This is a genomic window from Nostoc sp. CENA543, from assembly GCF_002896875.1.
Lineage (GTDB): Bacteria > Cyanobacteriota > Cyanobacteriia > Cyanobacteriales > Nostocaceae > Trichormus.
The window spans coordinates 3,383,082-3,409,359 of record NZ_CP023278.1; the positions used below are offsets into that span (position 1 = coordinate 3,383,082).

The window sequence follows — 26,278 nt, forward strand, 5'->3', positions numbered from 1 at the left end:
GCCCAATGCCCCATGCCCAATTCCCAATTCCCAATTCCCTAAACAATCTTATTGACAATTGTCCACACTTCCCCATCTGAACGAACGTGAGGAACGGAGATGGTTTTAAAGCCGGTGATGAAGGGTTTGTAATAGATTTGCCAATATAGGGGACTGAGTTGATCGGCACAGGCTTTTAACTGGCGGATTTCTGTGGCTAGTTCTCCGGCTATTTGATTGATTCTTTCAGCATGGGCTTTGGCGATTTCTTTGGCTTCTTCTAACTGTTGCTTTTGGCTAATCTGTTGTAATTTCCTGGGTAGATGGGTGAGTTCAGTTTGTTTTTGTTGTAGTTGGGTGTTTAAAGCGGCGATCGCATCATCTATTCCCTTGAGTTCTGCAAATAATTGGGCATTTTCCCTAGCTTGGCGACGATAAGCTTCCACAATTGCCCAAGGTGAGTCATTTTCAGGCACAATGACATTATTACTCTGAGTGAGTGCAGTACGTTCTTGCTCAAGCACCTGAATTTGAGACTTGAGTGCTGTAATCTCCGACTGCATTTGCTCCAAAGACAAGCCAGGATTAAGTTTTTTCATTTTGAATTTTGTAGGCGTAAGCCTTCTCGTAGAGTATTTGAATTTTGAATTTAAATCGCGCCTTGGGTGTCGAGGGAAAGCGATCGCACTACGGCTTTAATTCCTTCTGCTTTCCAGGCTGAAGCCATTGCAGTTTCTACAGCTTGGGCATTGTTGACATTTGTTAAAGCTAACAGTGTCGGCCCTGCACCACTAATTACCATACCGTAAGCACCAGATGCGATCGCTGCCGCATTCACAGCAGCGTAGCCAGGAATTAAAGCTTGGCGATAAGGCTGATGTAATTTATCTTGTAAGGCTGCTGTTAACCATTCTCCCTTACCAGTTGCCAAGGCGCGTAATAATAAGCCTAAATGAGCCGTATTAAAAATTGCATCTGCACGACTAAATTCCGTTGGTAAAACTCGCCGTGCTTCTGAGGTTGACAATTCAAAATCAGGAATTGCTACCACAGGCACAATACTATTATCCCAAGGGACATCACAAATTGCCCAACCGGTACCAGAAGTAGCGGCTAGACGACATCCCCCCAACAAAGCTGGAACTACATTATCAGGATGTCCTTCCATTGCGATCGCTAATTCCATCACCTGCGACTCAGATAAAGGCGCACCAGCTAATTGATTAGCTGCAACCAAACCACCCACAATCGCCGTCGCAGAACTCCCCAAACCTCTAGCTAAGGGTACACCCAATTCAATCTCAATTTTTACAGGTGGTGGTGTCTGCTCTATATGTTGATATAACTTGACAAATGCTTGATAGATTAAATTACTTTCATCAGTTTGTACCCGTTCAGCTTCCTCACCTGTGACATGAATAATTAACTCACCTTCATCTAGGCGGGTAAATTGAAACTTATTATATATAGTCAAAGCTGCGCCGATGCAATCAAAACCAGGCCCCAAGTTAGCAGTTGTCCCTGGGACTCTCACCGTGACAGAAGAAACAACAGACATCTAAAACCTACTCATCTAACCCAATCAATCAGCATCCCATGTAATGGTGCAAAAATAAAGGCTTCATTGGGAATTGGGAATTGGGCATGGGGCATGGGGCATTGGGCATTGGGAATTGGGCATTGGGCATTGAAGTAAAATCTACCTTGTCTACCTTGTCTCCTAGTCCCCAGTCCCTAGTCCCCAGTCCCCAGTCCCCAATCTCCCCCTCCCTAACGAACTGGTGCTAAAGGACAAATTTGTAGCCCCACAGGGGTATTTAATACTGCGACTTCTACACCTAAGACTTCAGCTAAATTTTCTGGAGTGAGGACATTTTCTGGTTCTCCTAATGCAAAAATATTACCTTGGTAAAGTAGGGCAATACGAGAACTATATCTAGCAGCCAAATTGATTTCGTGCAGGACAGTTAAAATAGTTATTCCTGATATTTGGTTCAAATTTTTTAATAACTCTAATAATTCCAATTGATAACGAATATCTAAATAAGTGGTAGGTTCATCTAATAATAATATTTGGGGATTTTGTGCTAAAGCTAGGGCTAGAAATGCCCTTTGCCTTTCTCCTCCAGAAAGTTGTTCTACTAGACGTTCTTGATAGTCTACCATCTGAGTTAAACGCAAAGCTTCTGAGACTTTTGCTCTATCTTCTGTATTTAAATCCCATTGCCACCAAGGCTGATGAGGTGTACGTCCTAAAGATACTAATTGTTTGACTGTTAAACCTGGAGGAATTGCTTGTTGTTGAGGTAATAAAGCTAATTTTTGAGCGACAACTGCGGCGGGTTGAGTATGAATTGCCTTACCATCTAATAAAACAATTCCTGTTTGTGGAGTTAATAAGCGACTCATGAGTTTAAGTAGGGTAGATTTCCCAGAACCATTAGCACCTACTAAACTCAACCATTCACCTTTTTCAATTGCCAAAGATACATTTTTAACTACAGTTTTAGCTGTATAGCCACCAGTTAAGTTTTGAGTTTCTAAAGGCATAGTCAATAGTCATTAGTCATTAGTCAATAGTCATTAGTCACTACTCAGCACTCATTACTTGTTACTCATTACTCATTACTCATTACTCATTACTCATTACTTCTACCTTGTCTCCCTTGTCTTTCTTCCAATGCCCCATGCCCCATGCCCTAGATGCCATTTTGACGACGATATAGCAACCAAATAAATACGGGTGAACCTAATAAAGCTGTGACTGAACCTACGGGAAGTTCTACTGCACCCAGGCGGGATAGTAAATCTGCGATAGTCATGACTAATGCGCCGCCTAATGCGCTTAGTGGTAATAGGGCGCGGTAATCTGTGCCTACTAGTAACCGGATACCATGCGGGACGATTAAACCAACAAAACCAATTAAGCCACCAATACTGACTGCACCTGCTGCTAGTAGTGTAGCAACTCCACCGATGAAAACGCGCGATCGCGTCAGTGAAACTCCCAAGCTAACGGCTAATTCATCCCCCAAGCTTAATAAATTCAGCGATCGCGCTAACAAACATCCCAATATTAATGCCACACTAATATAAGCCCCGGCTGTAGTTACTTCTGACCATCCCCGACCATTTAAACTGCCAATTAACCAGTTTAAAGCAGCCTGTATCCTGCCATCTTCTGTTAATAGCAGTAGTACAGACTGAATTGCCCCAAACATGGAACTAACTGCTACACCGCCTAAAATCAACCTTTCAACGGAAACACCATCCCCAGTTCTCGATAAAAAATATACAAGCACTGTGGTGAAAACTCCCCCAACCCAGGCTGCTAAAGGAATCCAAGCTACGAATACGCCTAGACTAAACATGGCGATCGCAACTAAACCCGCACCCGCAGAAATACCGAGTAAAAACGGGTCAGCGAGTCCATTACGTAACATTCCCTGAAGTAATGAACCAGCCATTCCTAAAGCTGCGCCTACTAAAATTGCGGCTACAGTTCTCGGTAAACGCAAATCCCAAAGAATGGTCTGATAAAGTTGGTCTCCTCGTCGCCAAATAGCTTGCCACAATTGTTCAGGAGTCATGGCGACAGCACCAAAAGATAGGGAAAAGCCTATTGCCAAAATTAGCACCGCCACTAAAAACACAGTTGCTAACAATACCCGTGCTTCGTTTTTAGAAGCAGTATTAACACTCTTTCCCATAGGATGTTTTGTATTTTGAATTTTGTCGGCTTGTCTGAGAGTAGAGTATTTTGAGCTAACCCTCCGAATTTTAGATTTTAAACCTGGGATTTTGGATTTTTTGGGGTAAAAGCCTCACCCAAGCCTGGGTGGAAAAATCTACAATATTCGCTGCACTGCTTCCACTACACTAACGTCAATCCAAAATCTAAAATCCAAAATCCAAAATTGCTTGACTCTACCCCTACGGCAGAGTGTGTACTGTAGAGAGTTGAACGTATTCTAGTAATAAACCATGAAATTAGGGGCTGTTAATCACATCGCTTTAACAGTATCGGATATGAACCGTTCCGAGGTTTTTTACAATGCACTGTTAGGATTTTTAGGTTATCAACAAGAAGAAAAAACAGATCAGTTAATACTTTGGGCTAGTAACAACGGCGTGATCACAATTTCTCCCGCCAACCCTGAATCACCAAATAAAAATCATGACCGCTATTCTGTAGGATTACATCATCTGGCTTTTAGTGCAGATAATCGGGAACAAGTTAATTCACTACATCAATTCTTGGTAGAACGTGGAGTAAAAATCCTCGACCCTCCTGCTGAGTATAGTTATTTACCAGGATACTATGCTGTTTACTTCTTAGATCCAGACGGGATCAAGCTGGAGTTAACACACACTCCAAATTGGCCACCTGAGTCCTCATGAACAAATGCTGAAAATAGGCGACTTTTCAAAATTAAGCCAAGTGAGTATCAAAGCATTACGTCTCTACGACCAAATGGGACTGCTGAAACCACTACAAGTAGACGACTTTACAGGCTATCGCTACTACTCGGCTCAACAATTACCCCGATTGAATCGCATTTTAGCATTCAAAGATTTGGGTTTTTCCCTAGAGCAAATTGCCCAGTTACTCAATGAGAATTTACCACCGTCCCAAATGCGTGGAATGCTGCGACTCAAGCAGGCAGAAATTCAGCAGTTAGTGGAAGCAGAACAAGCAAGACTCACACGAGTAGAAGCAAGACTCAAGCAAATTGAACAGGAGAATAGTATGCCTGACTATGAGGTTGTAATTAAAAAAGCTGAACCGATGCAAGTTGTATCTATCCGCGAAATTATGCCAAATTACGCCGATATTAGTAGATTATACGATGAATTGCAGGAATATCTGCAACAACAGCAAGCCCACCCAGGTAATTATTATGCGGGGATTTGGCATGACCCAGGTTATAAAGATGCTGATGTGGATGGAGAAGCGGTGATTTCTGTTGCTGGATTAGTCAAAGGTAACGAGAGAATCAAGGTGTATGAGTTACCAGGACTAGAAGCGATCGCCTGTTTAATTCATCATGGTAGTTATGCCACCATTAGTCAAGCCTACGCTACTTTGGTGTCTTGGATTGAAACCAATGGCTACAAGATTACTGGGGCGAACCGTGAAGTATATATTGTTGGTGGTGGTGAACAGAATGATGATTCTTATGTAACGGAAGTGCAATTTCCGGTGATTCAAGCCTGATATTCTACAAATAATAGTTAGAGTTTTATTCCCCTTCCCTTGTAGGGAAGGGGTTAGGGGTTAGGTCTGTATTCTATTCAACTGCAAACGGCTATAGTTTTTATTGTGGGCGATCGCTGTTTATTTGCGAATTCACCACGGAAAATCCCCGACGGGAAGGGCGAATTTTAGCTGCATCGACTTGAAAGCTAACTTTATCGTGCTTTTCACCGCTTATCGCTTCCAATGTCCATTTTCCTGGACGTAGATACCAAAATAGAGAATTAGTTTGACTATCTAATTTCTCTCCATTCAGCCACCACTCCACCGCAGATGTAGATTGATTTCCGGCTAATTTAAATTCTAATTTTTGCTGTCCTTCCCCACCAGGATAGAGTAAGAACAAAGCCCCATCGTGGGGAGATAAAATCCTTAAGTTGTTAGCAACTAAACTCGATGATGGCTGTTGTGCCAGCCATTCATTGTATTCTGACGGTAAATTAAAATCCTGCTGAGTTGTGTAGGCAATTTTATCTTGGGGATAAAAATACTCTTGCACCACAGAATTACAGTCTGGTGTCGGTTTTAACCCAGTGACAGCACATATCGGTAGTTTTGTTAAGCCTGCGGGAGAGGGGAAAACGGCTGGTTCTTGGCGTTCGTGCAGGTGTAACATGATGCGATTCCACAAGGGTGCTGCGCCTGTAACGCCTGATACTTGACGCATTGGTTCACCGTTGAAATTACCTACCCAAGTGGCGACGGTGTAGTCTGTGGTAAAGCCAACTGTCCAAGTGTCGCGGAAGTTGGAGGAAGTACCAGTCTTGACAGCTGCGGGAAAGGGCAAGTTTAATACTGAGTTTACACCAAAAGACGTAGCACGGGCATAATGATCACTGAGCATATCGGTGATGAGTTGCCATGTGGTGGGATTTGGGGAATGGGGACTGGGGACTGGGGAATTGGGAATGGTGGTGATTAGGGGGGAGATGTTTCCTTGTTGGGCGATGGTGTGGTAGGCTTGGGCGAGTTCCCAGAGGGAGACTTCACCACTACCAAGGGTTAAACCTAAACCGTAATATTCTGGGGTTTGTTGGAGGTGGGTAAAGCCGAGTTGGTGTAGACGTTCTAAAAAAGTGGGTACACCGATTTTTTCTAAAACGCGCACGGCTGGAATATTCAAAGAATTGGCTAAGGCTATCCTGACTCGCACCGGGCCGAGAAATTTTTGGCTGTAATCTGTGGGACTATATAATTTTGCGCCGGGGATGGCGTAACTAGTCGGGACATCTGCCAAGATGGTGTTTGGGCGAATTGCACCTTTTTCTAAAGCCAATTCATAAACAAAGGGTTTGAGGGTAGAACCAGGTTGGCGTAAAGCTTGTACACCATCATTGCGTCCGAGTTTAGCTTCGTTAAAGTAATCAGGTGAACCAACGTAAGCTAAAACCTCTCCGGTGTGGTTGTCAATAACTAAAGCTGCTGCATCATGCACATTGTTAGCTTTGAGTGTGGAAATTACTTGTTGCGCTTGCGCTTCCACAAATTGCTGTAATGGTTTATCGATAGTGGTACGGATAAGAGTTTGATCCCCCCTAACCCCCCTGACAAAAGGAGGAACTGAACCACCTTTTTCAACAAGAGTTGGGGAACTATTTAACTGACTAGCTAACCAAAATAAAAAATGCGGTGCGGCGAGAATTCCTCTTTTGCGTGACTGAAAAACTACCTTTTCATTCAGAGTTTTTGCAGCTAGTTCTTGAGTAATATATCCATCCTGTACCATACGGTTCAGAACATATTTTTGTCGCTGCTGGAGTCGATGCCAATGCTGCAACGGGTCAAAATAAGTGGGATTATTAGGAATAGCAGCCAAAAGACTAGCTTGAGCAATATTTAAATCACTAGCGGGGATAGAAAAATAAGTCCTAGCGGCGGCTTCTACACCATAGATATTACCTCCCATTGGCAGACGATTAATATAAGCAGCGAGGATTTCATCTTTATTCATTCCTGCTGCTAACCGCCAAGCCAACCAAACCTCATGCAATTTCCCTGATAAATTACGGGGGGATGGTTTTAACATCCGCGCCAACTGCATAGTAATTGTAGAAGCACCGGAGACAATTTTTTTAGTTTGGATAGCTTCTTTTGTAGCACGAGCGATCGCTTTTACATCCAATGCGCCATGATCATAGAAACTACCATCTTCCGCCGCTAAAATCGCCTGAATGAACTGGGGTGAAACTTGCTTGAGGGGTACAACTGCGGTATGTTCTTGGTCACGGGTGAGGATTGTTCCTAATGGTAGCCCATTGCGATCGCTAAATTCCCAAGCCAACTGATTTTGAGCAATATCCCCAGCCCGAATTGGTGCAAAATAAGGCAACAATCGCACAAATAAACACACCAAAATCACAGCCAAAATAGTTTTAATAACCTTACTACTTCTTAGCCGTTGTATAGTCTTCCGCCACCAAACTTTTGCCCTATTCATCACGCAATTAGCTGCAATTTCATATCAACTCAAATAAATACACATCCCCTTCTCAAATTAACGCTTCCTCACCCATCAATTTACAAAAATTCATCAAAACAAAATAATTAAAAATTGTGTTCATTTCAGGAAACAACCATCAGAAATTGGTTATCCATATAATGTACCAACTCTCAACCTCTACCTCTCTGCGCCTCTGCACCTACCCTGCGGGTTCTGCGAAGCAGTATGCGCGAAACAAATTCCCATTTTAAATAACTATAAATCCAGCATGATTATCAAAACCCTCATGCGATTCCTGTTCATCTTTGTACTCACAATAGGAATCACATCGTGTAACTTTATTGGCGTATCATCAAAACCCCAACTTCCCACCGTCAAACCACTCACCCCACCCAACTTACCAGACTGGATTGAACAAATCAGCCCTATTGGTAACGCCCAACCCCTCAATCAAATTCGCATCCGCTTCAAAGAACCATTAATTCCCATAGAACAACTAGACAGCCCCCAACAACAAAATTTATTACAAAAATTTGCACTTTGGCCGCCCTTACCCGGACAATTCCGCTTTTTAACACCGCGTATGGTAGGCTTCCAACCAGAACAAGCCTTACCTCAAGCCGCAAGATTACAAGTTACCCTGAAAGCCGGTTTAGCAGACTTAAAAAATCATCACCTAGACAAAGATTTAGCCTGGACATTTAACACCAACCCCATAGAAATAACTAATTTACCAGGCGTAAATCCCGTAGAGCAATCAGAAATTCAACCTGTTGATTTACAACCAAAATTACAATTTACCGCCAACACAGAATTAAACTTAGCTTCCGTCCAAGAACATCTCCAATTAATTCCCGAAGGTAAAAGCAAAGGCATCAATTTCAAATTAGCTTTAGCTAAAGAAGAAAAACCACAAACAGGCGAAGAACCCACAGAAAAATTTGATCCTTCCACACGCAATTGGGTTTACGATTTATTTCCTCAAAAGAATCTAGATAAAGCCACTAGTTACCGCCTAGTATTTTCTCCTGGTATATTACCAGCTAATGGTAACTTACCCACAGAAAAAGAATTTGTCAGTAAATTAGCCACCTATTCACCTTTAGCATTTAAACAAATTAACTATTACGGGCAACCAGATGCTAATGGTACATATGGTAGATTTATTAAAGGCACACCACAATTAGAATTTAATAATATATTAGTTCCCGATTCAGTCAAGGAAAATATTAAAATTGATCCCGTACCGCGTGATATTTCCAGACTGTTGCAAATAGGTGAAGAAGATAGATTTGTTACCCTAAATCCCTATGGTTTAAATCCCGCGACTAATTACACCATTACTATTGGAAAGGATTTAAAAGATAAATTCGGGCAATCTTTAGGTAAGCCTGTCACTCTCAAATATAATACCGGTGATTTAGCTGGTGATATTTGGACTCCCTCCGATTTACATATTTTTCCATCAGGACAGAACTTACAACTAAATATTAATACAGTTAATTTACCAGAATCGCAATACAAAGCTGCTTATCGCGTAGTTCAACCGACAGAATTAGTTTACGCCAGAAATGCCTATCCCCAAGGTAATGAAAACGATTTATTACCCCAAACCAGTAAATGGCAGACTTTTAAAATTTCAGCCCAAAAAAATCAGCAACTTAATATTAATGTACCACTGAGAGAAAAACTTGGTGCAGCAACAGGAATGTTAGCCTATGGTGTGCAAGCACGTACTAATAAATATCAAGAAAACGGTAAAGAACTGTGGCGAGAAGCTACGACTTACGGCTTAGTGCAGTTAACTAATTTAGGTGTATTTAGTCAATGGTTTCCTGATGCGGCTTTAATTCGCGTTAATCATCTCAGTGACGGTTCGCCTGTTAAAGCTGCACCTATTGAAATTTACCAATTAAAATTAGGTGCAAAATATCGTGATCCCGTTCAACCTTGCGCGACAGGAAAAACAGATAATGATGGTAATTTAAGACTACAACTCCCTAATTTACAGTCATGTTATGTCAGCAATAAAGACTCGTCTGTAAAATCACCAGAATTATTAGTAATTGCCCGTGAAAATCAAGATTGGGCATTTGCGAAGACTGAAGAATATAGCGGTTCATATGGATATGGTATTGATGCAGGTTGGGACGATAATAAACCTGTGTCACGGGGCGTAATATTTTCAGATAGACAGTTATATCAGCCAGGAGAAAAGGCTGCTTTTACAGGCTTTGCTGATTTTTTAATCAATGGCAGTATCCAGCAAGATAAAAATGCTGTATATCAACTGAGTTTCCTGAATCCTGATGGACAGAAAACAGATTTAGGGACAAAAACCACTAACGAATTTGGGACGTTTTCTCTAGAGTTACCGATTAGTAAAACCCAAAAACTAGGTTACTACACCATTCAAGCCAAAGGGAAAGATGGGCGAGAAATTTCTGGTGAGTTTCGCGTAGCTGAATTTAAACCACCGAATTTTAAAGTTGAACTCAATTTAAATAAAGAATTTGCCTTAGTCGGTGAGGAAGTCGAAGCAAAAGCCGCGAGTAATTATTTATTTGGCGCGCCTGTGGAGGGAGGCGAAGCTAAATATTTTGTGACGCGTCGTCAGGAGAGTTTTACACCCAAGGGATGGGAAGAATTTAGTTTTGGTAGACAATGGTTTTGGCCGGAAGAAAGTCCATCTTTACCTAGTGATGTGTTGCAAACTAACACTAAATTAGACCCTCAAGGTAAAATTGGGCAAACAGTGATGGTGGCGAAAGATTTACCTTATCCCATGACTTATAATATAGATGTGCAAGTGGCAGATGTTTCTAATTTATCTGTAGCTAGTTCTAAATCTTTTACCGCTTTACCTAGTAATCGTCTCATCGGGTTAAAAAGTGATTTCATCGCCAATGCTGGGAAAAGCTTTCCTGTGGAAGTAATTGTCACTGAACCTACAGGAAAACCCATGACTAATCAACGGGTGCGTGTAGAATTACAACAGATGAAGTATAGCAGTGTGACGCAGGTAGTAGAAGGTAGTGACACAGCTAAAAATCAAGTGGAATATCAGACAGTCGCACAAGCTGAAATTACCTCATCTGAAAATTATCAAACTGTCAATTTAACCCCGACTGTCTCAGGTTCATATCGCATTCGCGCCAATTTTAGCGATAGTAAAGATGAGGTGACAGCCACAGATAGTCAAATTTGGGTGACAGGAGATAATCAAGTTTATTGGGGTTCTGATGATGAAAACCGTCTAGAGGTGAAACTAGATAAAAAAGAATACAAACCTGGTGAAATTGCTACGGCTTTAATTCAATCTCCCTATCAAGATGCAGAGTTATATTTTGCCGTAATTAAAGATAAGCCCCTGTATCAACAACTAACTAAAACCAAGGGAGGCGCGCCACAAATTCAATTTCAAGTCACGCCGGAAATGTTACCGAATGCAGCAGTGGAAGCTGTGTTAGTCAGACAAGGCGCACCTATAAATCAAGTAGAACCAGGAAGTTTAGATAAATTAGTTAAAATTGGGTTTACTCCTTTTAAAGTCAACTTGCAAGATAAATATTTAAACGTGCAAGTGACACCATTGCAAGCATCCCTAGAACCTGGCGCAGAGTCAACAGTACAACTCGAACTCAAAGATCACCAGAATAACCCCACCCAAGGACAATTAACTGTCATGGTGGTAAATGAAGCAGTGTTGCAACTATCTGGTTATCGTCCGCCAAATTTGGTAGATACAGTCTATGCAGAACAGCTAATATCTACCCGTTTCAGTGATAATCGTCCTGATGTGGTGATACAACCCCAAGACATAGCACAACCCAAAGGCTGGGGTTATAGCGGCGGTTTATCCACAGGTATCGCCAATACCCGCACCCGCACAGATTTTCAGCCTCTAGCTTACTATAATGCCTCTGTTCTCACCGATGCTAACGGTAAGGCGCAAATCACCTTTAAATTACCGGATGACTTAACAACATGGCGGGTGATGGTTGTCGCGACTGATGGAAATCTCCGCTTTGGGAATGGGGATGCGACTTTTATCACCACCAAGCCACTGCTAACTAATGCCATCTTGCCACAATTTGTCCGTCCAGGCGATCGCATCCTAGGTGGTTTATCCGTCACCAATAACACCGGCACTTCAGGAAACTTAACAATTGACGGTGAACTTCAGGGTAATGTCAAGTTTGCAGAGAAAAACCCCAAATCTACCAACTTACAAACTAAAACTGAGTCTGCAACTCAAGCTTATCGCTTCCCAATGGTGGCGGAAAACGTCGGTGTAGCGCAAGTCCGCTTTACCACCCAGTTAAATAATACAGCCGCCGATGCCTTTGCTGTGCCGTTAGAAGTCAAGCCGTTAGAAGTGACAGAACAAGTCGTGGAAACTGGTGTGACTGATAAACAAGTTAACATCCCTCTCAATATTGATAAAAATGTCTATCCCAATGCTGGTGGTTTAGATATTCAATTAGCCAGTACATTAATTCCCGAAATCAAAGCACCAGCCAAACAAGTATTAGCTGATAATGATTTACCCTTCGCTGAACCGGCGGCGAGTCAGTTAATGATTGCGGCTAATTTACAAACGTTATCTCAGAAATATAGTCAAACTTTTGCAGAATTTAACCCCCAACAACAGGCGAATCAAGCTATTACGCAATTAGCCAAACTGCAAATCGCCGACGGTGGTTTTGCAGCCTTCCCAGGACAAGAAAAATCAGACCCTTGGGTGTCTGCTTACGCTGCGGAATCTTTAAGCCAAGCGCAAAAAGTATTTCCCAATGCAGTAAATGCAGCAATGTTATCTCGCTTAAAGAATTACTTGCAAAAAGTCTTAGCAAATCCTGGACAATATGACTTTTGTAAGGAACAATTATGTAAAACTCAACTGCAACTCCATGCTTTAATTGCTCTAGACGCACTTGGAGAAAAACGCAATAGTTTCTTGAGTGATATTTATCAACAGCGTAATAACTTTGATATAGTTACTCAAATCAAACTAGCAAGGTATTTATCGCAATTCCCCGAATGGCAAGATGAATCACAAAAAATGTTCAACCAGTTGCAAGAAAATATCTCTGAAACTGGACGCACAGCCGTGATTAGCTTACCTAATCAATGGGGATGGATGAGTTCAAACACCACAGCACAAGCACAGGCTTTAAGATTATTTATCGCCAAACAAAGTAAACCAGAAGTCATCGATAAATTATTCCAAAGTCTGTTAGCACAACGTCGCAACGGCACATGGCAAACTGACTATAATAATGCTCAAGCTTTAACAGCATTAGTAGAATATAGTCAACTCCAACCCACACCACCCAACTTTTTAGCCACAGTTAAATTAGCAGGTAAAAAACTCGGAGAAAACCGCTTTAATGGTTATCAAAATCCCAGCTTACAGCTAAATGTAGCAATGGATAAATTACCCCGTGGTCGTCATGATTTAACACTGCAAAAATCTGGTAATGGAAAGTTACATTATTTGGTAAATTACAGTTACCTATTACCAGGAAATCAGCCAGGAAGATTTAATGGTCTAAGGGTGACAAAAGCGATTAGCAAAGTGGGAGAAAGGCAGCCTTTGCAAAAGACAGGGATTTACGCTTTTGATAAACCATTAAATATAGAAAGTGGACAGGTATTTGATATTGGTTTAGAAATTATTGCTGATCATCCTGTAGATCATGTAGTGATTAAAGACCCATTACCAGCAGGATTAGAAGCCGTAGACCAGAGTTTTCAAACTGCAACGGCCGCTTTACAAGCACAGGCTGATAGTTGGCAACTTGGCTATAGAAATATCTACCGCGATCGCATTATCGCCTACGCTAACCACCTCGAACCAGGTGTATATAGTCTGCACTACTTAGTCCGTTCGGTAACTCCTGGTACATTTCTCTGGCCTGGTGCGGAAGCGCATTTACAATATGCGCCGGAGGAATTTGGACGTTCAGCTAGTTCTACTGTGGAAATTCAGTAACTTCAGTTCGTAGTGAGGACTTTAGTCCTCTAATAAGGACTGAAGTCCTTACTACGAACCTTTAATCATTGAGATTCCAGATTTTAATGATTGTATCTCTACTGCTAGAAGCTAGAGTTTTACCATCTGCACTCCAAGCTACACTCAAGACGACATCCTGATGTCTGTTCAAGGTTTTCAGCAATTTACCTGTGTTTACATCCCAGATTTTGATAGTCTTGTCTGCACTGCTGGAAGCAAGAGTTTTACTATCTGCATTCCAAGCTAAACTACCAACTGCGTCGCTATGTCCATTGAGTGTTTTGATTAATTTACCTGTAGTTGTATTCCAGAGTTTGATAGTTCGGTCTGTACATCCAGAAGCGAGAGTTTTACCGTCTGGACTCCATGCTAAACCATAAACAGTTCCTTGATGTTCATTCAAGGTGGTGATTAATTTCCCTGTAGTTCCATCCCAAAGTTTGATAGTACTGTCTCCACTCCCAGAAGCCAGAGTTTTGCTGTCTGGACTCCAAGCGACACTATAAACTTCTGATGTATGTCCCGTAAGGTTTTTGATTACTTTACCCGTGTTTGTATCCCAGAGTGTGATAGTTTTGTTCCAACTCCCAGCCGCAATTTTTTTCCCGTCTGGACTCCATGTTACACTCCAAAAACCGTCACTACCTTTGAGGGTTTTGAGTGCTTTTCCCGTGGTGACATTCCAGATGATTACTTCGTTTCCATTGACGACAGCGAGAGTTTTACCATCACTCTTCCAAACTAAACCATTTACCTGATAGGGATGATTCAGGGTTTTGATTAAGTTACCCGTCTTGATATCCCAGAGTTTGACAGTTTTATCGTAACTAGCAGAAGCCAGGGTTTTACCATCTGCACTCACCGCTACCGTCACAACTGCTTCGCTGTGTCCTGTCAAGGTTCTCGGTTCTGGTGGTCTTGCGTCTGCTATTGTCATAATTTGATGATTTGTTGTTAATCTTTCACCTGGGAAGACAAAATCACCAGGCGGTTTTGGTTGCGCTATTCCTTGCGCTTGATAATTTGTGGTCATAGTTAATACAGCTAACCCGACTATCGCAACCATAGTTCTACGGTGGTTAGCAGCATGAAAGTATTTTTGTAAATTCACAGCTATTCTGTCTAAATAAAATCTTTCCTACGTACTTCTACAGTTCCACAGAAATATGTAAAAGCCGAAACCAAATGTGCCATTTTTTGAAGCGTCTTGAAAATTAGTGTATCAGTACAGGCTGTACCTCAAGTTTTATAGTTAAAAGTGAAGATTTTGGGATGTCACAGTGGCGCGAAAACGATTCATTATTGAGATGGGAATGGGTGTAGATCAACACGGACAAGAACCGACAGTCGCCGCAGCAAGAGCTGTTCGCAACGCGATCGCGCATAATGCTTTACCAGGAGTATGGGAAGTTGCGGGTTTAAGTGACCCAAATGAGATGATTGTGGAAGTGCAAGTTGCAGTCCCCTATCCTGAACAAGTCAGAGAAGCCGAAGTCTTAGCTGTGTTACCCTTCGGACGCAAAAGCCTGACTGTAGAATCAGGCGGTATGGTAGTGCAAGGACGCGCTATTGAGTCTTTGAACGATAAAAATGACGAAATGTTAGTGGCGATCGCAGCCGTCACCGTTTTCGTAGAAACTGATTAAAAGTTATCAGTGCTGTTAGCTAAATCACCACTAAACAAAATCATGTCCAATGAAGTTATAGAAAAAGTTGTGGCTGCTTACTTTAGTAACATAGCAGCCATGAACCCAGAAGGTTGGGTAGATAATTTTGCTGACGATGCGGTAAGTTATGATCCAGTTGGCGAACCACCAACAAAAGTTCATGAAGGATTCCGCGAATTTATCGGACAGTTGCAAGCTGTATTTGCTCAACTAGAACCGACAATTGAACATATATTCATCGCTAGCAACGAAGCCGCAGTCAAATGGACAATGAACGGAGTTAGCAAAAGTGGTAAATCAGTGAAATTTGCAGGAATTACTATTTTTGCAGTAAATCCTGAAGGGAAAATCCAAACCACCCGCGCTTACTGGAATCCTGTACAGATGATCGCACAATTACGCTCTTAATAACCTATACAGACGCAGTACATCGCGTCTGTATTTTTCACTCAAACTTGCTATTTTCTAAATCCTGTTCTTCTTCATAGAACCAAGCTTCTGCTAACAAAGAGAAGCCAAAAAGCCAAACTAATAAAATAACTGTTACCCAAAACATCACCATCATATTTATCACCTCAACCCTTGATTCTCAGCAATTAAATTCGGCACTGAGCAATAATTTAGGATAGCTACGGCGAAATCATTAACTTATTGAAAGTATGACATTAACTACACAAGTATACTTTCCTATTTAATAAAAATATACTTCCAAAATTCGATTTATACTTATGTTACTGATGATTTAGTAATTTTGCACATTATCAACTGCGCTAAAATAGGAATATTGAGGACAAAATCTCTGGTAGTAAATTCACCCACCATCAACCTTTAACTATTCCAGCGAATATGTCTCACGAACATGAAGAATTACTTCATCTTCAACAGTCAGCAATTCTCAGACCAACCCACTTTGCTGACTTAATCAGAACAGCACAATTAGTTTTTGATCCAGCTTCTGGCGTATCAGGAAGATATATAGCAGTTGATTGGCAAGATTTTGGTATTCCCGATGATGTTGCCGAGAATTTAAAACTATTGGGTCAAAAATATCGCTATGCTTCTCCTAGTATTCCTGCTGAAATTATCTGGGAACAGTTGACACAATCAACTAGAATTTGGTTTCTCCAAAATAAAGATGAACTATGGAAGTTTGAGGAATTTTTTCCCGCCTTAGATGAAGACTAAATATTTTGTCGAGAGGTTTATATTTTTACACCTCTTATCCATGTGTAGATGACATTATCTCTGAATTTTAATGTCATCTATACATGGCTAATTAAGTAGTCATTATGAACTGCATACACAAGAAAACATGAAAAAGTCTTTCCCTTACACCCCTATACCCTTACACCCCTACACCCCTTTTTCAAGTCAGTGAAATACTATAAATCCTGCATTTTGTCTTGGCTATCTATAGTAAATATAATATTAAGTTATTTAATAATTTATAAACTATTCTGAATTAATGTTATCTTGTAATTCTAGATATAACTATCAGGTATTAGTTAATACGCATTTACACTGACAACTAAATACAACTTGCCAGTAACACCGATAAATTGCAGTGCATATTTCAATGAATTTAATCAATGAATCAAAGTGTAAATCTTGTTTCTATTTTCCAGAAACCCATTAATAAACAAATTGCAGTAGCAAAACAACTAATCATCCTCACGCTAGAAATACTCCTGTCATTTCCCCTAGCTTTAGTCTTAACAAAGTTACATTTCGGTGGTATTTCTTGGATATTTGGGGGTATTTTTGCCGGAACAGCAATCTTGCAAATTTGTCGCATATTTTACCAGTATTCCCCTCGTCCTAACCGTATGGCTAGAAGAGTCGGTATGGCCTTAGTAGGACTAACAGTTGGTGCGGCTAACGCCAATACTGACTTAACCGAGATAGCTACAGGAATTCCCATATTTATTTTTTTGACTTTATTTTTACTACTATGCGGTGGTTGTATTGGCTATATTTACTCCCGCCTGAGTCAGACTAATCTTCTGACAGCAATGCTAGCCACAGTCCCAGGGGGTGTAGGTGTGATGTCAGCGATCGCCGCCGACTATAATAAAAATGTCACCCTAGTAGCATTAGTACAAGCGATTCGCGTCACCTCAGTAGTATTACTAATTCCTTGCATTGCTAGAACCGCAGTCGGGAATTACTGGAATTTATCAAACCTATCAATTAGTAATTCCTGGTGGAATTTTGACCCATCACAAATAGGATTATTGGCAATAGCTTTAGCCATCACCGCACTCATAGTTTATTTTGTGACTAAATGCAAACTCCCGGCGGGAGATTTTTTTGGTGCATTACTATTGGGACTGACATTTAATACAGTGCTAAATTTATTGCCATTGGTGAGTGATATTAACTTTGATCCACCAAGACTAGTCAACATTATCGGTCAACTGCTTTTAGGAATTACCATCGGTGAATATTGGGGAGAGAAACCCACCCTGGGCAAAAAAACTCTAGGTTACGCCTTAATGTCTGTCTTTATGACCTTAATTGCCGGCGCGATCGCCACTATAATAGCAATGCAAATAACCTCATGGGACTGGTTGACTTGTCTATTAGTCACCGCACCAGGAGGAGCAGCAGAAATGATCCTAGTTTCCCTAGCATTAGACCATAATGTAGAAATTGTCACCACTGGTCATTTAGTGCGACTCATCGCCATTAACAGTTCCTTACCCCTGTGGTTATTTTTATTTCGTCGATTTGAGGGGTGTAAGGGTGTAGGGGTGTAGGGGAGACAAGGGAGAAGTAATGAGTGCTGAGTAATGAGTAATGAGTAATGAGTAATGAGTAATGAGTAATGAGTAATGAGTAATGACTAATGACTAATGACTATTGACTAATGACTAATGACTAATGACTATTGACTATTGACTATTGACTATTGACTATTGACTATTGACTATTGACTATTGACTATTGACTAATGACTAATGACTAATGACTATTGACTAATGACTATTGACTATTGACTAATAACTAAGGAACTATTTATGGTTGCCCAAACTCAAGAATTAGATGCTCAATATTGGGTGAAAACTCGCTCTTCTCTTGACGCTAGCCAATCAACTTTTCTCACCTGGACAGGGAAAATTTACGCTTTTACTCCTGGGGAAAAAAGAAAACTGCTATTTAAAATTTTAGGTTTGAGTGTAAGTCGCTGCATTCTCACAGAACCAGGAATTTGGGATTTTACTTCTAGAGAACTCACTTATTATCTAAATCCAGAAACAGACGAAATTCTCCGCCAATGGGAAAATCCCTGGACAGGAGAAACAGTCACAGTCATTCATGTGGCGAATAATCCTGTGCAGGGTTGTTTTAAAGGTAAATTTCCTGCACAAGTAGAGGGAGAAACCACAACTTTTGTGTTTGATATCTTCCCCACATATCCTAACCCGTTAGCAGCAGATCCAGAATTATCTAAATACAGTCCCTATCCCACTTACCAAGCAGCAGAATTATTTAAACTCACAGTCCCAACCGCAGATTTATTTAACACAGAATTACAATCAGTTTCGCAATTGAGGCTTAGTTGGGATAGAATTGGTCAATGGTTGCCTTGGATGAATATGGGCGATCGCCCTGGTCATCTCATCTACAGTGCATTTGGCAGTAAAGTTAGTGGTTTAACAGAATTACCCCAACTTCTCCAAGATGAAATTAATCATCGCGTACCTTTATATAAACAAGCTCCCAAAGCTTATAACGAAGGGGAAGATATGACATCTTGGTTATACTTCCAACAAAATTTCCCCGCCTATCTAGCAGGTGAAACCTTCCCTCTACCAGTCGGTGAGGAATCGTAAAAAAAGGGTATGGGGGTGTAGGGGTGTAAGGGTGTAGGGGAAATGCAGATCATTATTTTTCTTTTTAGCTCCAATTTTGAAAATTTTGGCAGTTGGGAGTTGCGATCGCGCCCCACCTTTCGCTAGGATCTGTAAGCTTTGGGATTATAGTATAGGTTGGGATACAGCTACGCTCACGTAGATTATCCAGCTGCAACCCAAGTTAATGAGATTTTACAGGAAAAACAGAAAACAATGGCGAAGCGCATACAATTAGTTTTAACTAAGGATGTCAGCAAGTTAGGAAAATCTGGCGATTTAGTGGAAGTAGCTCCTGGCTATGCTCGTAATTATTTGATTCCTCAGAATTTGGCAGCCAACGTCACCCCTGGTCTTCTCAAGCAAGTAGAACGCCGTCGGGAAATCGAAAGACAACGCCAATTAGAACTCAAGCAACAAGCACAAGAGCAAAAAGCCGCATTAGAAAAAGTTAGTAGCTTGAAAATCGCCAAGCAAGTTGGTGAAAACGAAGCAATTTTCGGTACTGTTACCACCCAAGACGTTGCTGATGCCATCCAAGCAGCAACAGGTCAAGAAGTAGACCGTCGTGGTATTACCATTCCTGATATTGGCAAGTTAGGCACTTACAAAGCAGATATCAAACTACATTCTGAAGTGACAGCACAAATCGATATTCAAGTTGTGGCTAGTTAAACTAGGTATTGGTGACTGGGTACTGGGGACTAGGAAACAGAAGTCAAAGAGACAGGAAACAACTGCACAAAAGAAAGAGGGAAATCTTTCTCCCCCTTGCCCCCTGCACCCTGCTCCCCTGCCTCTTATATCCCCAGTACCCAATCCCCCAAAATTATGCCTGAAGAACTAAGTTTTGAATCGCGTGGTAGCAACAGCCTACCACCCCAAAACATCGAAGCGGAAGAAGCGATTTTGGGGGGTATTTTACTAGATCCAGAAGCAATTAGTCGAGTTAGCGATCGCCTACTTCCCGAAGCCTTTTATATTAAGGCTCATAAAGATATCTATCAAGCCGCTATAAGGCTACACGCCCAAGGTAAACCCACAGACTTACTCTCAGTTACCAGTTGGCTAGCTGACAACGATTTGCTGACGCGCATAGGTGGGAGAAATAAATTAGCCACCTTGGTAGATCGTACAGTCTCCGCCGTGAATATTGATGCCTTAGCAGGGTTGGTCATGGAAAAATACCTGCGACGGCAATTAATTAAAGCTGGTAATGAAATTGTCCAACTTGGTTACGAGACTGAAACTGAGTTACCCATTGTTTTAGACCAAGCAGAACAAAAAGTTTTCGGTGTTACTCAAGAACGTCCCCAGTCAGGATTAATTCACATTGCCGAAACCCTCATTAATAATTTTCAAGAAATCGAGGAGCGAAATCAAGGAATTGCTCTACCAGGAATTCCCTGTGGCTTCTATGATTTAGATGCCATGACAAGCGGTTTCCAGCGTTCTGACTTAATTATCGTCGCTGGTAGACCATCAATGGGTAAAACCGCATTCTGTCTCAACCTAGCTAACAATATCGCCGCTTCTATGCGTTTACCTGTGGCCGTGTTTAGCTTAGAAATGTCTAAAGAACAATTAGTACAACGTCTATTAGCTAGCGAAGCACAAATTGAAAGCGGTTATTTGCGGAGTGGACGCTTAAGTCAAACCCAATGGGAACCCTTAAGCCGCGCCATCAGTATGCTATCGGAAATGCCCATATTTATCGACGATACACCGAATATTACTGTTACCCAAATGCGGAGTCAAGCCAGACGACTACAAGCAGAACAAGGGGTAGAACTAGGCTTAGTCGTGATAGATTACCTGCAATTGATGGAAGGTGGCGGTGATAACCGTGTGCAGGAGTTATCAAAAATTACCCGTTCTCTCAAAGGTTTAGCAAGGGAATTATCTGTACCTGTGATTGCTTTATCTCAGCTAAGTCGAGGTGTAGAAGCGCGTACCAATAAGCGTCCTATGTTGTCAGATTTAAGAGAATCTGGTTCTATTGAACAAGATGCAGATTTAGTCATCATGCTATATCGAGATGACTACTATAACTCAGATAGTCCCGATCGCGGTATTGCAGAAGTCATAGTTGCCAAACACCGCAACGGCCCCACTGGAACTGTAAAACTATTATTTGACCCGCAATTCACCAAATTTAAAAACTTGGCTAGATCGGGTAATTATTAAACCTATAGTTACAAACTAACCTACAGCGTATTCTGTAAACTGCCGCATAAATGGGGACTGAAATCCTAAAACAATATCTTCTTTTGGCACTCCAGCATTCACTAAATCAGCAGCAATATCATCTTCTGTACCATTCCATTGTAACCAAATTTTATCACCTTTAATATCAATGTGGATGATACAACTGTGTACCCAATCCGAACCTTCCCAACCTAAATAAACAATTTGGTAATGATCACGATCTGTATCGAAAATTGTCTCTACCTCAATATTACCGTAAGCAGGCTTTTGATTACCATAATCTAAAAGCATATTTTGTATAATCTGACGATATTTAATTATCTTTTCCATTCAACAATCACCTCATTTTCAACGTCATAAACAATAATTTTGACTCGATTTTCCTCTACCATTTCCTGGGGAAACTCAAGTTGAAAAAATGTTCTGTAAGTCGTCAAAGGTACTGCCAAATATAAAACTCGTTCTGGGTCTCGCCGTCTTAATGCAGCTCTATAATTAATAAATTGACCCAAAGCAGTGTGAAATTCTGAGATAGCAGATGACCTCTCTAGAAAACTTTTGACTTCTACAGCAATTTTTTCATCCTTCCTTTCTGCTGCAATCAGCTTTTCTGCTGCCAAATCAATGGACATTTTTACACCCCCCACATTAAACAAAAGCGGGTCATGGGTTATTTGCCAACCGTCCTTATGTAAAGCTATTTTCACAACCTCATGAAAGATATCTTTAGCAGACATAGATACCTAATATAATACTGCCCATATCTTAAAGATATCTTGTGGTTGCATTTTCAACACTAACGAATATTGACTTCTTGTAATTCATGTTCTGGCTGCACATTCTGCACCCTAATCACTGGCTGATGATTACGAGCTACAGAAGCGGCGTTGTAAGCTAAATTTTGACTTTGAGGATTTAGCTTTTGATTGTACTCATTCAGCTTTAGTTGAGCTTGAGCATATACAGGGGTATCTTTAGGAATCTTATGGAGAAACTTCACTGCACGGTCAAAGTTACCTGCTAATGCTTGTTTACGCGCTTGATGTAAAAAATAGGCAGCTCTAATTTGACGTTTTTGATTGTATTCGACCAATTTCTTTTGTACCAAAGAACCCGCCGAACTTTCTTTGGGGATTTGACGCAGATATTCTAATGCTGACGAAAAATCCCTAATTTCAGCTTTGGCATACGCTTGAGATAATAAATTTTTTGTTTGAGCTTCGATATTTCCTTGAGCTTGTTTTGTTAACTCATGAACTTTAGTTTGCCAGTATAAAATATCAGGCACTTGATTAGCAGCTGAGAAGACATCTGACCAGTTCCCTTCAGCTAACGCTTGTTCAGCTAAAGAATATATTTGCGCTGCTACTTGCCATTGCTGTTGCCAACTTTCGATAGTGGCTTGGGCATCTGGATACACATTACTGTAAGATGGGATTGATCTAGCTAGAGCGATCGCCTGTTTTAAATCTCCACCTTGATATTCTTTAGTTGCTTTGTATAAAATATCTGTCTCAGATGGAATGGGTGAAGTATTGACTAAAGAATAAGCTCCCACACCCATCAAAATAGAATTGACTGCCAATCCTACTTTAATTCCTGTCAGTAACGGTGATGCCAATTCTGAAGTTGGTTCTGCTACGTAATTTTGAATTTCCTCGGTTGTGGTAACTTTTGTGATTGCAGTTTCCCACACCATCTGTCTAAGAACACGCAACACATCAGCCGCCGACTGAAAACGTTGCTGATAATCGTAGCGAATCATCTGACTTAAAATAGCCGCTAGATAATCACAAACCGGTGTATCCGCAGAACGCCAAATAATCTCATTCGTCAGAGGATCTATTTTTAATTGCAGTGGTTCTAATCCAGTCAAAGCCTGAATCGCAATCATCCCCAAAGCATAAATATCACTATTCGGCTGAGTTTGACCAACAAATTGCTCTGCTGGAATATAACCCAAAGAAGTGGTTGGAGCTTGATAAATTGATAAATCGGCATCCATACCCAAATTGATTGATTGGATAGAACCAAAATCAATCAGGACTAACTTCCCATTAGCAGCACGCCTAATAATATTTTCTGGTTTAATATCGCAGTGAATGACACCTTGGGAGTGAACAAACTCTAAAATTTCTAAAGCATCCTCTAAAAATGTCACAACTTCTTCCTCAGTCCACAAACAACCCCATTGTTGACTGATGGGGAGTTCCGCCGATAAGGAATGTCCTGCGATATATTCTTGTACTAGATAGAAACGCTCATTTTCTTCAAAACAAGCGATAAATTCGGGAATTTGATCGTGATTTCCTAGTTGCTTGAGAGTAGAGGTTTCCGTGAGAAAACGTAATCTAATAGTGTCTAAGTAACTAGGGTGTAGATGGTTAACTTTGAGTTGTTTAACTACACATTTAGGGGTATGTGGGTACTGAATATCCACCGCTAGGTATGTTTGTCCGAATACGCCTGCACCCAGGCTTTGGATAATTTGGTAGCGTGCTTGCAGTACTTTACCGATCATGTGGTGGTTCATGAGCTGGTTACTGAGTTAGTCCTTATATAAGTTTTCCTTCCTTCCCTACTGTTTCCGGAATGACTTAAAGATAAATCAGTAAGGCATGGATTTAATTATTCGCAGCAGGTTTGTTAAGTATTTTTACTTGAACCATAAGCTACGTTAATACTAAAGTTGCACAATCCTACAACTTAGTTCCTGCGTTCAGAAATCAGAAGTAGGATTTTTGTTACTCATACATCAGCCCCAGATAAAATTAAAGCGTAAGCATTTTCAGAAATTTGACATGACATATCCGCCTGCTCCTTGGAGACTTGAAGGTTATGGCATTCAAACCTTACACTGGGTCGATGTCAAACAAGCTGCTGCTTTTGTACCCTCGGAATTAGAGATTGTTTCGTTTTTACCTGGCAAAACTTTGGCAGGAATCTATGTATCTGCTTATGAAGCAGACTCTTTATTACAATACAACGAGTTGATTGTCGTTCCAGCTGTTGTACGATATCAAAAACATATTGGAGCTTGGATTTCTCATATTTATGTCGACAATGAGGATTCCGTGGCTGGGGGTCGAGAAATTTGGGGATTACCTAAAGAAATGGCTGAGTTTAGCTGGCATCATCATGGTAAAGTTAGCGTCAGGCAAAATCAGCGTGAGTTATGCCACATCAATTATCAAAAAGGAATGTGGAGCTTATCCCTGATTTGTCACTTTCGCGGTAGTATAAGAACGTAAAAACTCTAGAACGTAAGCACAGAGAATGGTAGAGCCTCGTTCACCCGTGAAAACGATCAAATTCGTGGACGAATATTGCCAGTGGTATAAAAGTCTGTTTTCAGATGTTAGAAGCTTTGAAGCATTTAAATACCTGCATATAGGTTGCATTTCCGAACTAAAACGGAAAACATTACCAGAAATAGCCAAAATTGTAGGATTAGATAATCAGCAAGGCTTACATCATTTCTTAACTAAATCACCTTGGGAAATAGAGAAGCTAAGAGCTTTACGTTTAGAACTAATTTTAGAAATCATAAAAGGTAGACCAATCGTTTTAATTATTGACGAAACTGGAGATAGAAAGAAAGGCTCATCAACAGATTATGTCAAAAGACAATATATAGGAAACTTAGGAAAGGTTGACAATGGAATTGTAGTGGTTACAGCATACGGTGTATTCTGCGGAATGACCTTTCCTCTGCTGTTTGAAGTATACAAGCCGCGTGAAAGATTAAAACCAGAAGATAAGTATCTAACCAAGCCACAAATAGCCGCTAATTTAATCAGAAAGCTCAAGTCACTAGGCTTTAAATTTAATTTAGTATTGGCAGATAGTTTGTATGGAGAAAGCGGAACTAATTTTGTATCAGTGTTAGATGAAATGAATCTAAACTATATAGTGGCAATTCGCTCAAACCACGATGTAAAGCTACTTCCACGACAGCATACTCAATATCTAGAGTGGCAGAGATTTAAACGTGTATTTTCTGACCTCGACAGTGAAAATCGATATATTAGAGAAATAATTTACGGAAAACGTAGCGAACATAGATATTGGCAGATCACCACAGACGTTGAAAAGTTGCCAGGAAACTCTACTTGGTATGTCATGACTAAATATCCCGATATTACACCCAGGGAAGTTGGGAATTTCTATGGGTTAAGAACATGGGTTGAATATGGCTTGAAGCAAAGTAAGAATGAATTAGGTTGGGCAGATTATCGTCTGACTCACTATGCGGATATTGAACGCTGGTGGGAGATTGTTTGTAGTAGCTATTTAATGGTTAGCCTTCACTCTGAACAAATGCAGTTTTCTGTGCCTGAATCTCCATCAAAATTTGCTGTTCATCCTTGGTGGGATGATGGAAAGGGTTGGAAGAACATTCTTAACAATCTCCGTTTAATAATTCAACCTTTTACTTTATTTAACCTAATATATCCCTGGTTAACAGTTTTTCCTATTCCCCAATTGTCCTTGGGTTTTTCTAAACTTCAATCTATTATTTATCACCTCACCAGTTCAATATTTATTTTCCTGACTCACCCTGATTTCTACTTTTCCTCTGCCTAGAGTGACAAAACAGGGTTATCTACATGGTGGAAACAAGAACTTAGTGGCGAGGTGTTTGGGCGTTTGGGGTCTGAGTTGCTATGTTTTCAAGGTCAGTTGCAGTCTCAAATTGGATTATTAGCCGCTAATTTAGAAATTCCTCCAGCAAGTCCCTTTGCGGCTTTGAATTTAGGTCAGCCTTGGTTAACTCTGAATTTGCCAAATTTAGAATTAGTGGCTGGTTTACCACAATCACTGGGTTATCGCTGACCATGATCACAGGAAAAA

The 26,278-nt window shown here is 40.8% G+C and carries 22 protein-coding genes; 13 read left to right on the forward strand and 9 right to left on the reverse strand.

All coding sequences use genetic code 11. The features are described 5' to 3' along the window. Positions 1–38: 38 nt before the first annotated feature. The 4 genes from CLI64_RS13995 to CLI64_RS14015 all read right to left on the reverse strand — a co-directional run bounded on the left by CLI64_RS13995 (position 39) and on the right by CLI64_RS14015 (position 3,689). A complete protein-coding gene (locus CLI64_RS13995) occupies positions 39–578 on the reverse strand; it encodes a hypothetical protein (RefSeq protein WP_192881717.1) in 540 nt (179 codons plus the stop codon). A 50-nt stretch (positions 579–628) separates the two neighbouring features. Continuing rightward, entirely contained in the window at positions 629–1,537 is a 909-nt protein-coding gene (gene thrB / locus CLI64_RS14000) for a homoserine kinase (RefSeq protein WP_103137791.1), read from the reverse strand. 212 nt (positions 1,538–1,749) lie between these two features. Continuing rightward, positions 1,750–2,529: an ABC transporter ATP-binding protein gene (locus CLI64_RS14010; protein ID WP_103137793.1), complete on the reverse strand. Its 780-nt coding sequence runs from the start codon at positions 2,527–2,529 to the stop codon at positions 1,750–1,752. A 149-nt stretch (positions 2,530–2,678) separates the two neighbouring features. After that, a complete protein-coding gene (locus tag CLI64_RS14015; protein ID WP_103137794.1) occupies positions 2,679–3,689 on the reverse strand; it encodes an iron ABC transporter permease in 1,011 nt (336 codons plus the stop codon). A 274-nt stretch (positions 3,690–3,963) separates the two neighbouring features. Here CLI64_RS14015 and CLI64_RS14020 point away from each other — a divergent pair, with 274 nt between their 5' ends. Both CLI64_RS14020 and CLI64_RS14025 read left to right on the forward strand, forming a co-directional pair. Beyond that, positions 3,964–4,380: a VOC family protein gene (locus CLI64_RS14020; protein ID WP_103137795.1), complete on the forward strand. Its 417-nt coding sequence runs from the start codon at positions 3,964–3,966 to the stop codon at positions 4,378–4,380. A 4-nt stretch (positions 4,381–4,384) separates the two neighbouring features. Then, the gene (locus CLI64_RS14025; RefSeq protein ID WP_103137796.1) at positions 4,385–5,197 is read left to right on the forward strand and encodes a MerR family transcriptional regulator; all 813 of its coding nucleotides are present in this window, start codon (positions 4,385–4,387) and stop codon (positions 5,195–5,197) included. 100 nt (positions 5,198–5,297) lie between these two features. Here CLI64_RS14025 and pbpC read toward each other — a convergent pair whose 3' ends face one another. Then, positions 5,298–7,673 (reverse strand): penicillin-binding protein 1C, encoded by a 2,376-nt coding sequence (gene pbpC / locus CLI64_RS14030; protein ID WP_103137797.1) that lies wholly within the window; start codon positions 7,671–7,673, stop codon positions 5,298–5,300. A gap of 271 nt (positions 7,674–7,944) precedes the next feature. On the opposite strand from pbpC, the gene CLI64_RS14035 reads away from it, so the two are divergent. Then, the gene (locus tag CLI64_RS14035; RefSeq protein WP_103137798.1) at positions 7,945–13,674 is read left to right on the forward strand and encodes an alpha-2-macroglobulin; all 5,730 of its coding nucleotides are present in this window, start codon (positions 7,945–7,947) and stop codon (positions 13,672–13,674) included. Positions 13,675–13,735: 61 nt separating this feature from the next. Here the strand turns inward: CLI64_RS14035 and CLI64_RS14040 are convergent, their stop codons facing one another. Beyond that, on the reverse strand, positions 13,736–14,806 hold the full coding sequence (locus CLI64_RS14040) for a WD40 repeat domain-containing protein (protein ID WP_225977589.1): 1,071 nt from the start codon (positions 14,804–14,806) through the stop codon (positions 13,736–13,738). 169 nt (positions 14,807–14,975) lie between these two features. On the opposite strand from CLI64_RS14040, the gene CLI64_RS14045 reads away from it, so the two are divergent. The 7 genes from CLI64_RS14045 to dnaB all read left to right on the forward strand — a co-directional run bounded on the left by CLI64_RS14045 (position 14,976) and on the right by dnaB (position 21,403). Next, complete coding sequence (locus CLI64_RS14045) at positions 14,976–15,341, forward strand: Lin0512 family protein (protein ID WP_103137799.1); 366 nt, start codon at positions 14,976–14,978, stop codon at positions 15,339–15,341. A 42-nt stretch (positions 15,342–15,383) separates the two neighbouring features. After that, positions 15,384–15,770, forward strand: coding sequence for a nuclear transport factor 2 family protein (locus CLI64_RS14050; protein WP_103137800.1), 387 nt, complete (start codon positions 15,384–15,386; stop codon positions 15,768–15,770). Between the two features lie 438 nt (positions 15,771–16,208). Next, positions 16,209–16,547, forward strand: a complete 339-nt coding sequence (locus CLI64_RS14055; protein ID WP_103137801.1) for a hypothetical protein — start codon at positions 16,209–16,211, stop codon at positions 16,545–16,547. 404 nt (positions 16,548–16,951) lie between these two features. Then, the gene (locus tag CLI64_RS14060) at positions 16,952–18,121 is read left to right on the forward strand and encodes an AbrB family transcriptional regulator (RefSeq protein WP_103137802.1); all 1,170 of its coding nucleotides are present in this window, start codon (positions 16,952–16,954) and stop codon (positions 18,119–18,121) included. 261 nt (positions 18,122–18,382) lie between these two features. Further along, positions 18,383–19,198 (forward strand): DUF1838 domain-containing protein, encoded by an 816-nt coding sequence (locus CLI64_RS14065; RefSeq protein ID WP_103137803.1) that lies wholly within the window; start codon positions 18,383–18,385, stop codon positions 19,196–19,198. A gap of 234 nt (positions 19,199–19,432) precedes the next feature. Further along, on the forward strand, positions 19,433–19,891 hold the full coding sequence (gene rplI, locus CLI64_RS14070) for a 50S ribosomal protein L9 (protein WP_103140725.1): 459 nt from the start codon (positions 19,433–19,435) through the stop codon (positions 19,889–19,891). Positions 19,892–20,047: 156 nt separating this feature from the next. Next, complete coding sequence (gene dnaB, locus CLI64_RS14075) at positions 20,048–21,403, forward strand: replicative DNA helicase (RefSeq protein WP_103140726.1); 1,356 nt, start codon at positions 20,048–20,050, stop codon at positions 21,401–21,403. Positions 21,404–21,418: 15 nt separating this feature from the next. On the opposite strand, the gene CLI64_RS14080 is transcribed toward dnaB, so the two are convergent. Genes CLI64_RS14080 through CLI64_RS14090 form a run of 3 tightly spaced genes read right to left on the reverse strand, consistent with a single transcriptional unit; the run spans position 21,419 to position 23,957 of the window. Continuing rightward, the gene (locus tag CLI64_RS14080) at positions 21,419–21,754 is read right to left on the reverse strand and encodes a XisI protein (protein WP_103137804.1); all 336 of its coding nucleotides are present in this window, start codon (positions 21,752–21,754) and stop codon (positions 21,419–21,421) included. Further along, positions 21,742–22,161 carry a XisH family protein gene (locus tag CLI64_RS14085; RefSeq protein WP_103137805.1) on the reverse strand — a complete coding sequence of 140 codons (420 nt, stop codon included), beginning with the start codon at positions 22,159–22,161 and terminating at the stop codon, positions 21,742–21,744. The genes CLI64_RS14080 and CLI64_RS14085 overlap by 13 nt, the downstream gene beginning before the upstream one ends. A gap of 59 nt (positions 22,162–22,220) precedes the next feature. Further along, positions 22,221–23,957, reverse strand: coding sequence for a serine/threonine-protein kinase (locus tag CLI64_RS14090; RefSeq protein ID WP_103137806.1), 1,737 nt, complete (start codon positions 23,955–23,957; stop codon positions 22,221–22,223). A 268-nt stretch (positions 23,958–24,225) separates the two neighbouring features. Here CLI64_RS14090 and CLI64_RS14095 point away from each other — a divergent pair, with 268 nt between their 5' ends. From CLI64_RS14095 to CLI64_RS14105, 3 genes are all read left to right on the forward strand, one after another. Beyond that, the gene (locus CLI64_RS14095) at positions 24,226–24,675 is read left to right on the forward strand and encodes an acetoacetate decarboxylase family protein (protein WP_225977590.1); all 450 of its coding nucleotides are present in this window, start codon (positions 24,226–24,228) and stop codon (positions 24,673–24,675) included. Between the two features lie 25 nt (positions 24,676–24,700). Further along, complete coding sequence (locus CLI64_RS14100; protein WP_103137405.1) at positions 24,701–26,011, forward strand: IS701 family transposase; 1,311 nt, start codon at positions 24,701–24,703, stop codon at positions 26,009–26,011. Positions 26,012–26,107: 96 nt separating this feature from the next. Further along, complete coding sequence (locus CLI64_RS14105) at positions 26,108–26,260, forward strand: hypothetical protein (protein ID WP_192881718.1); 153 nt, start codon at positions 26,108–26,110, stop codon at positions 26,258–26,260. Positions 26,261–26,278: the final 18 nt, after the last annotated feature.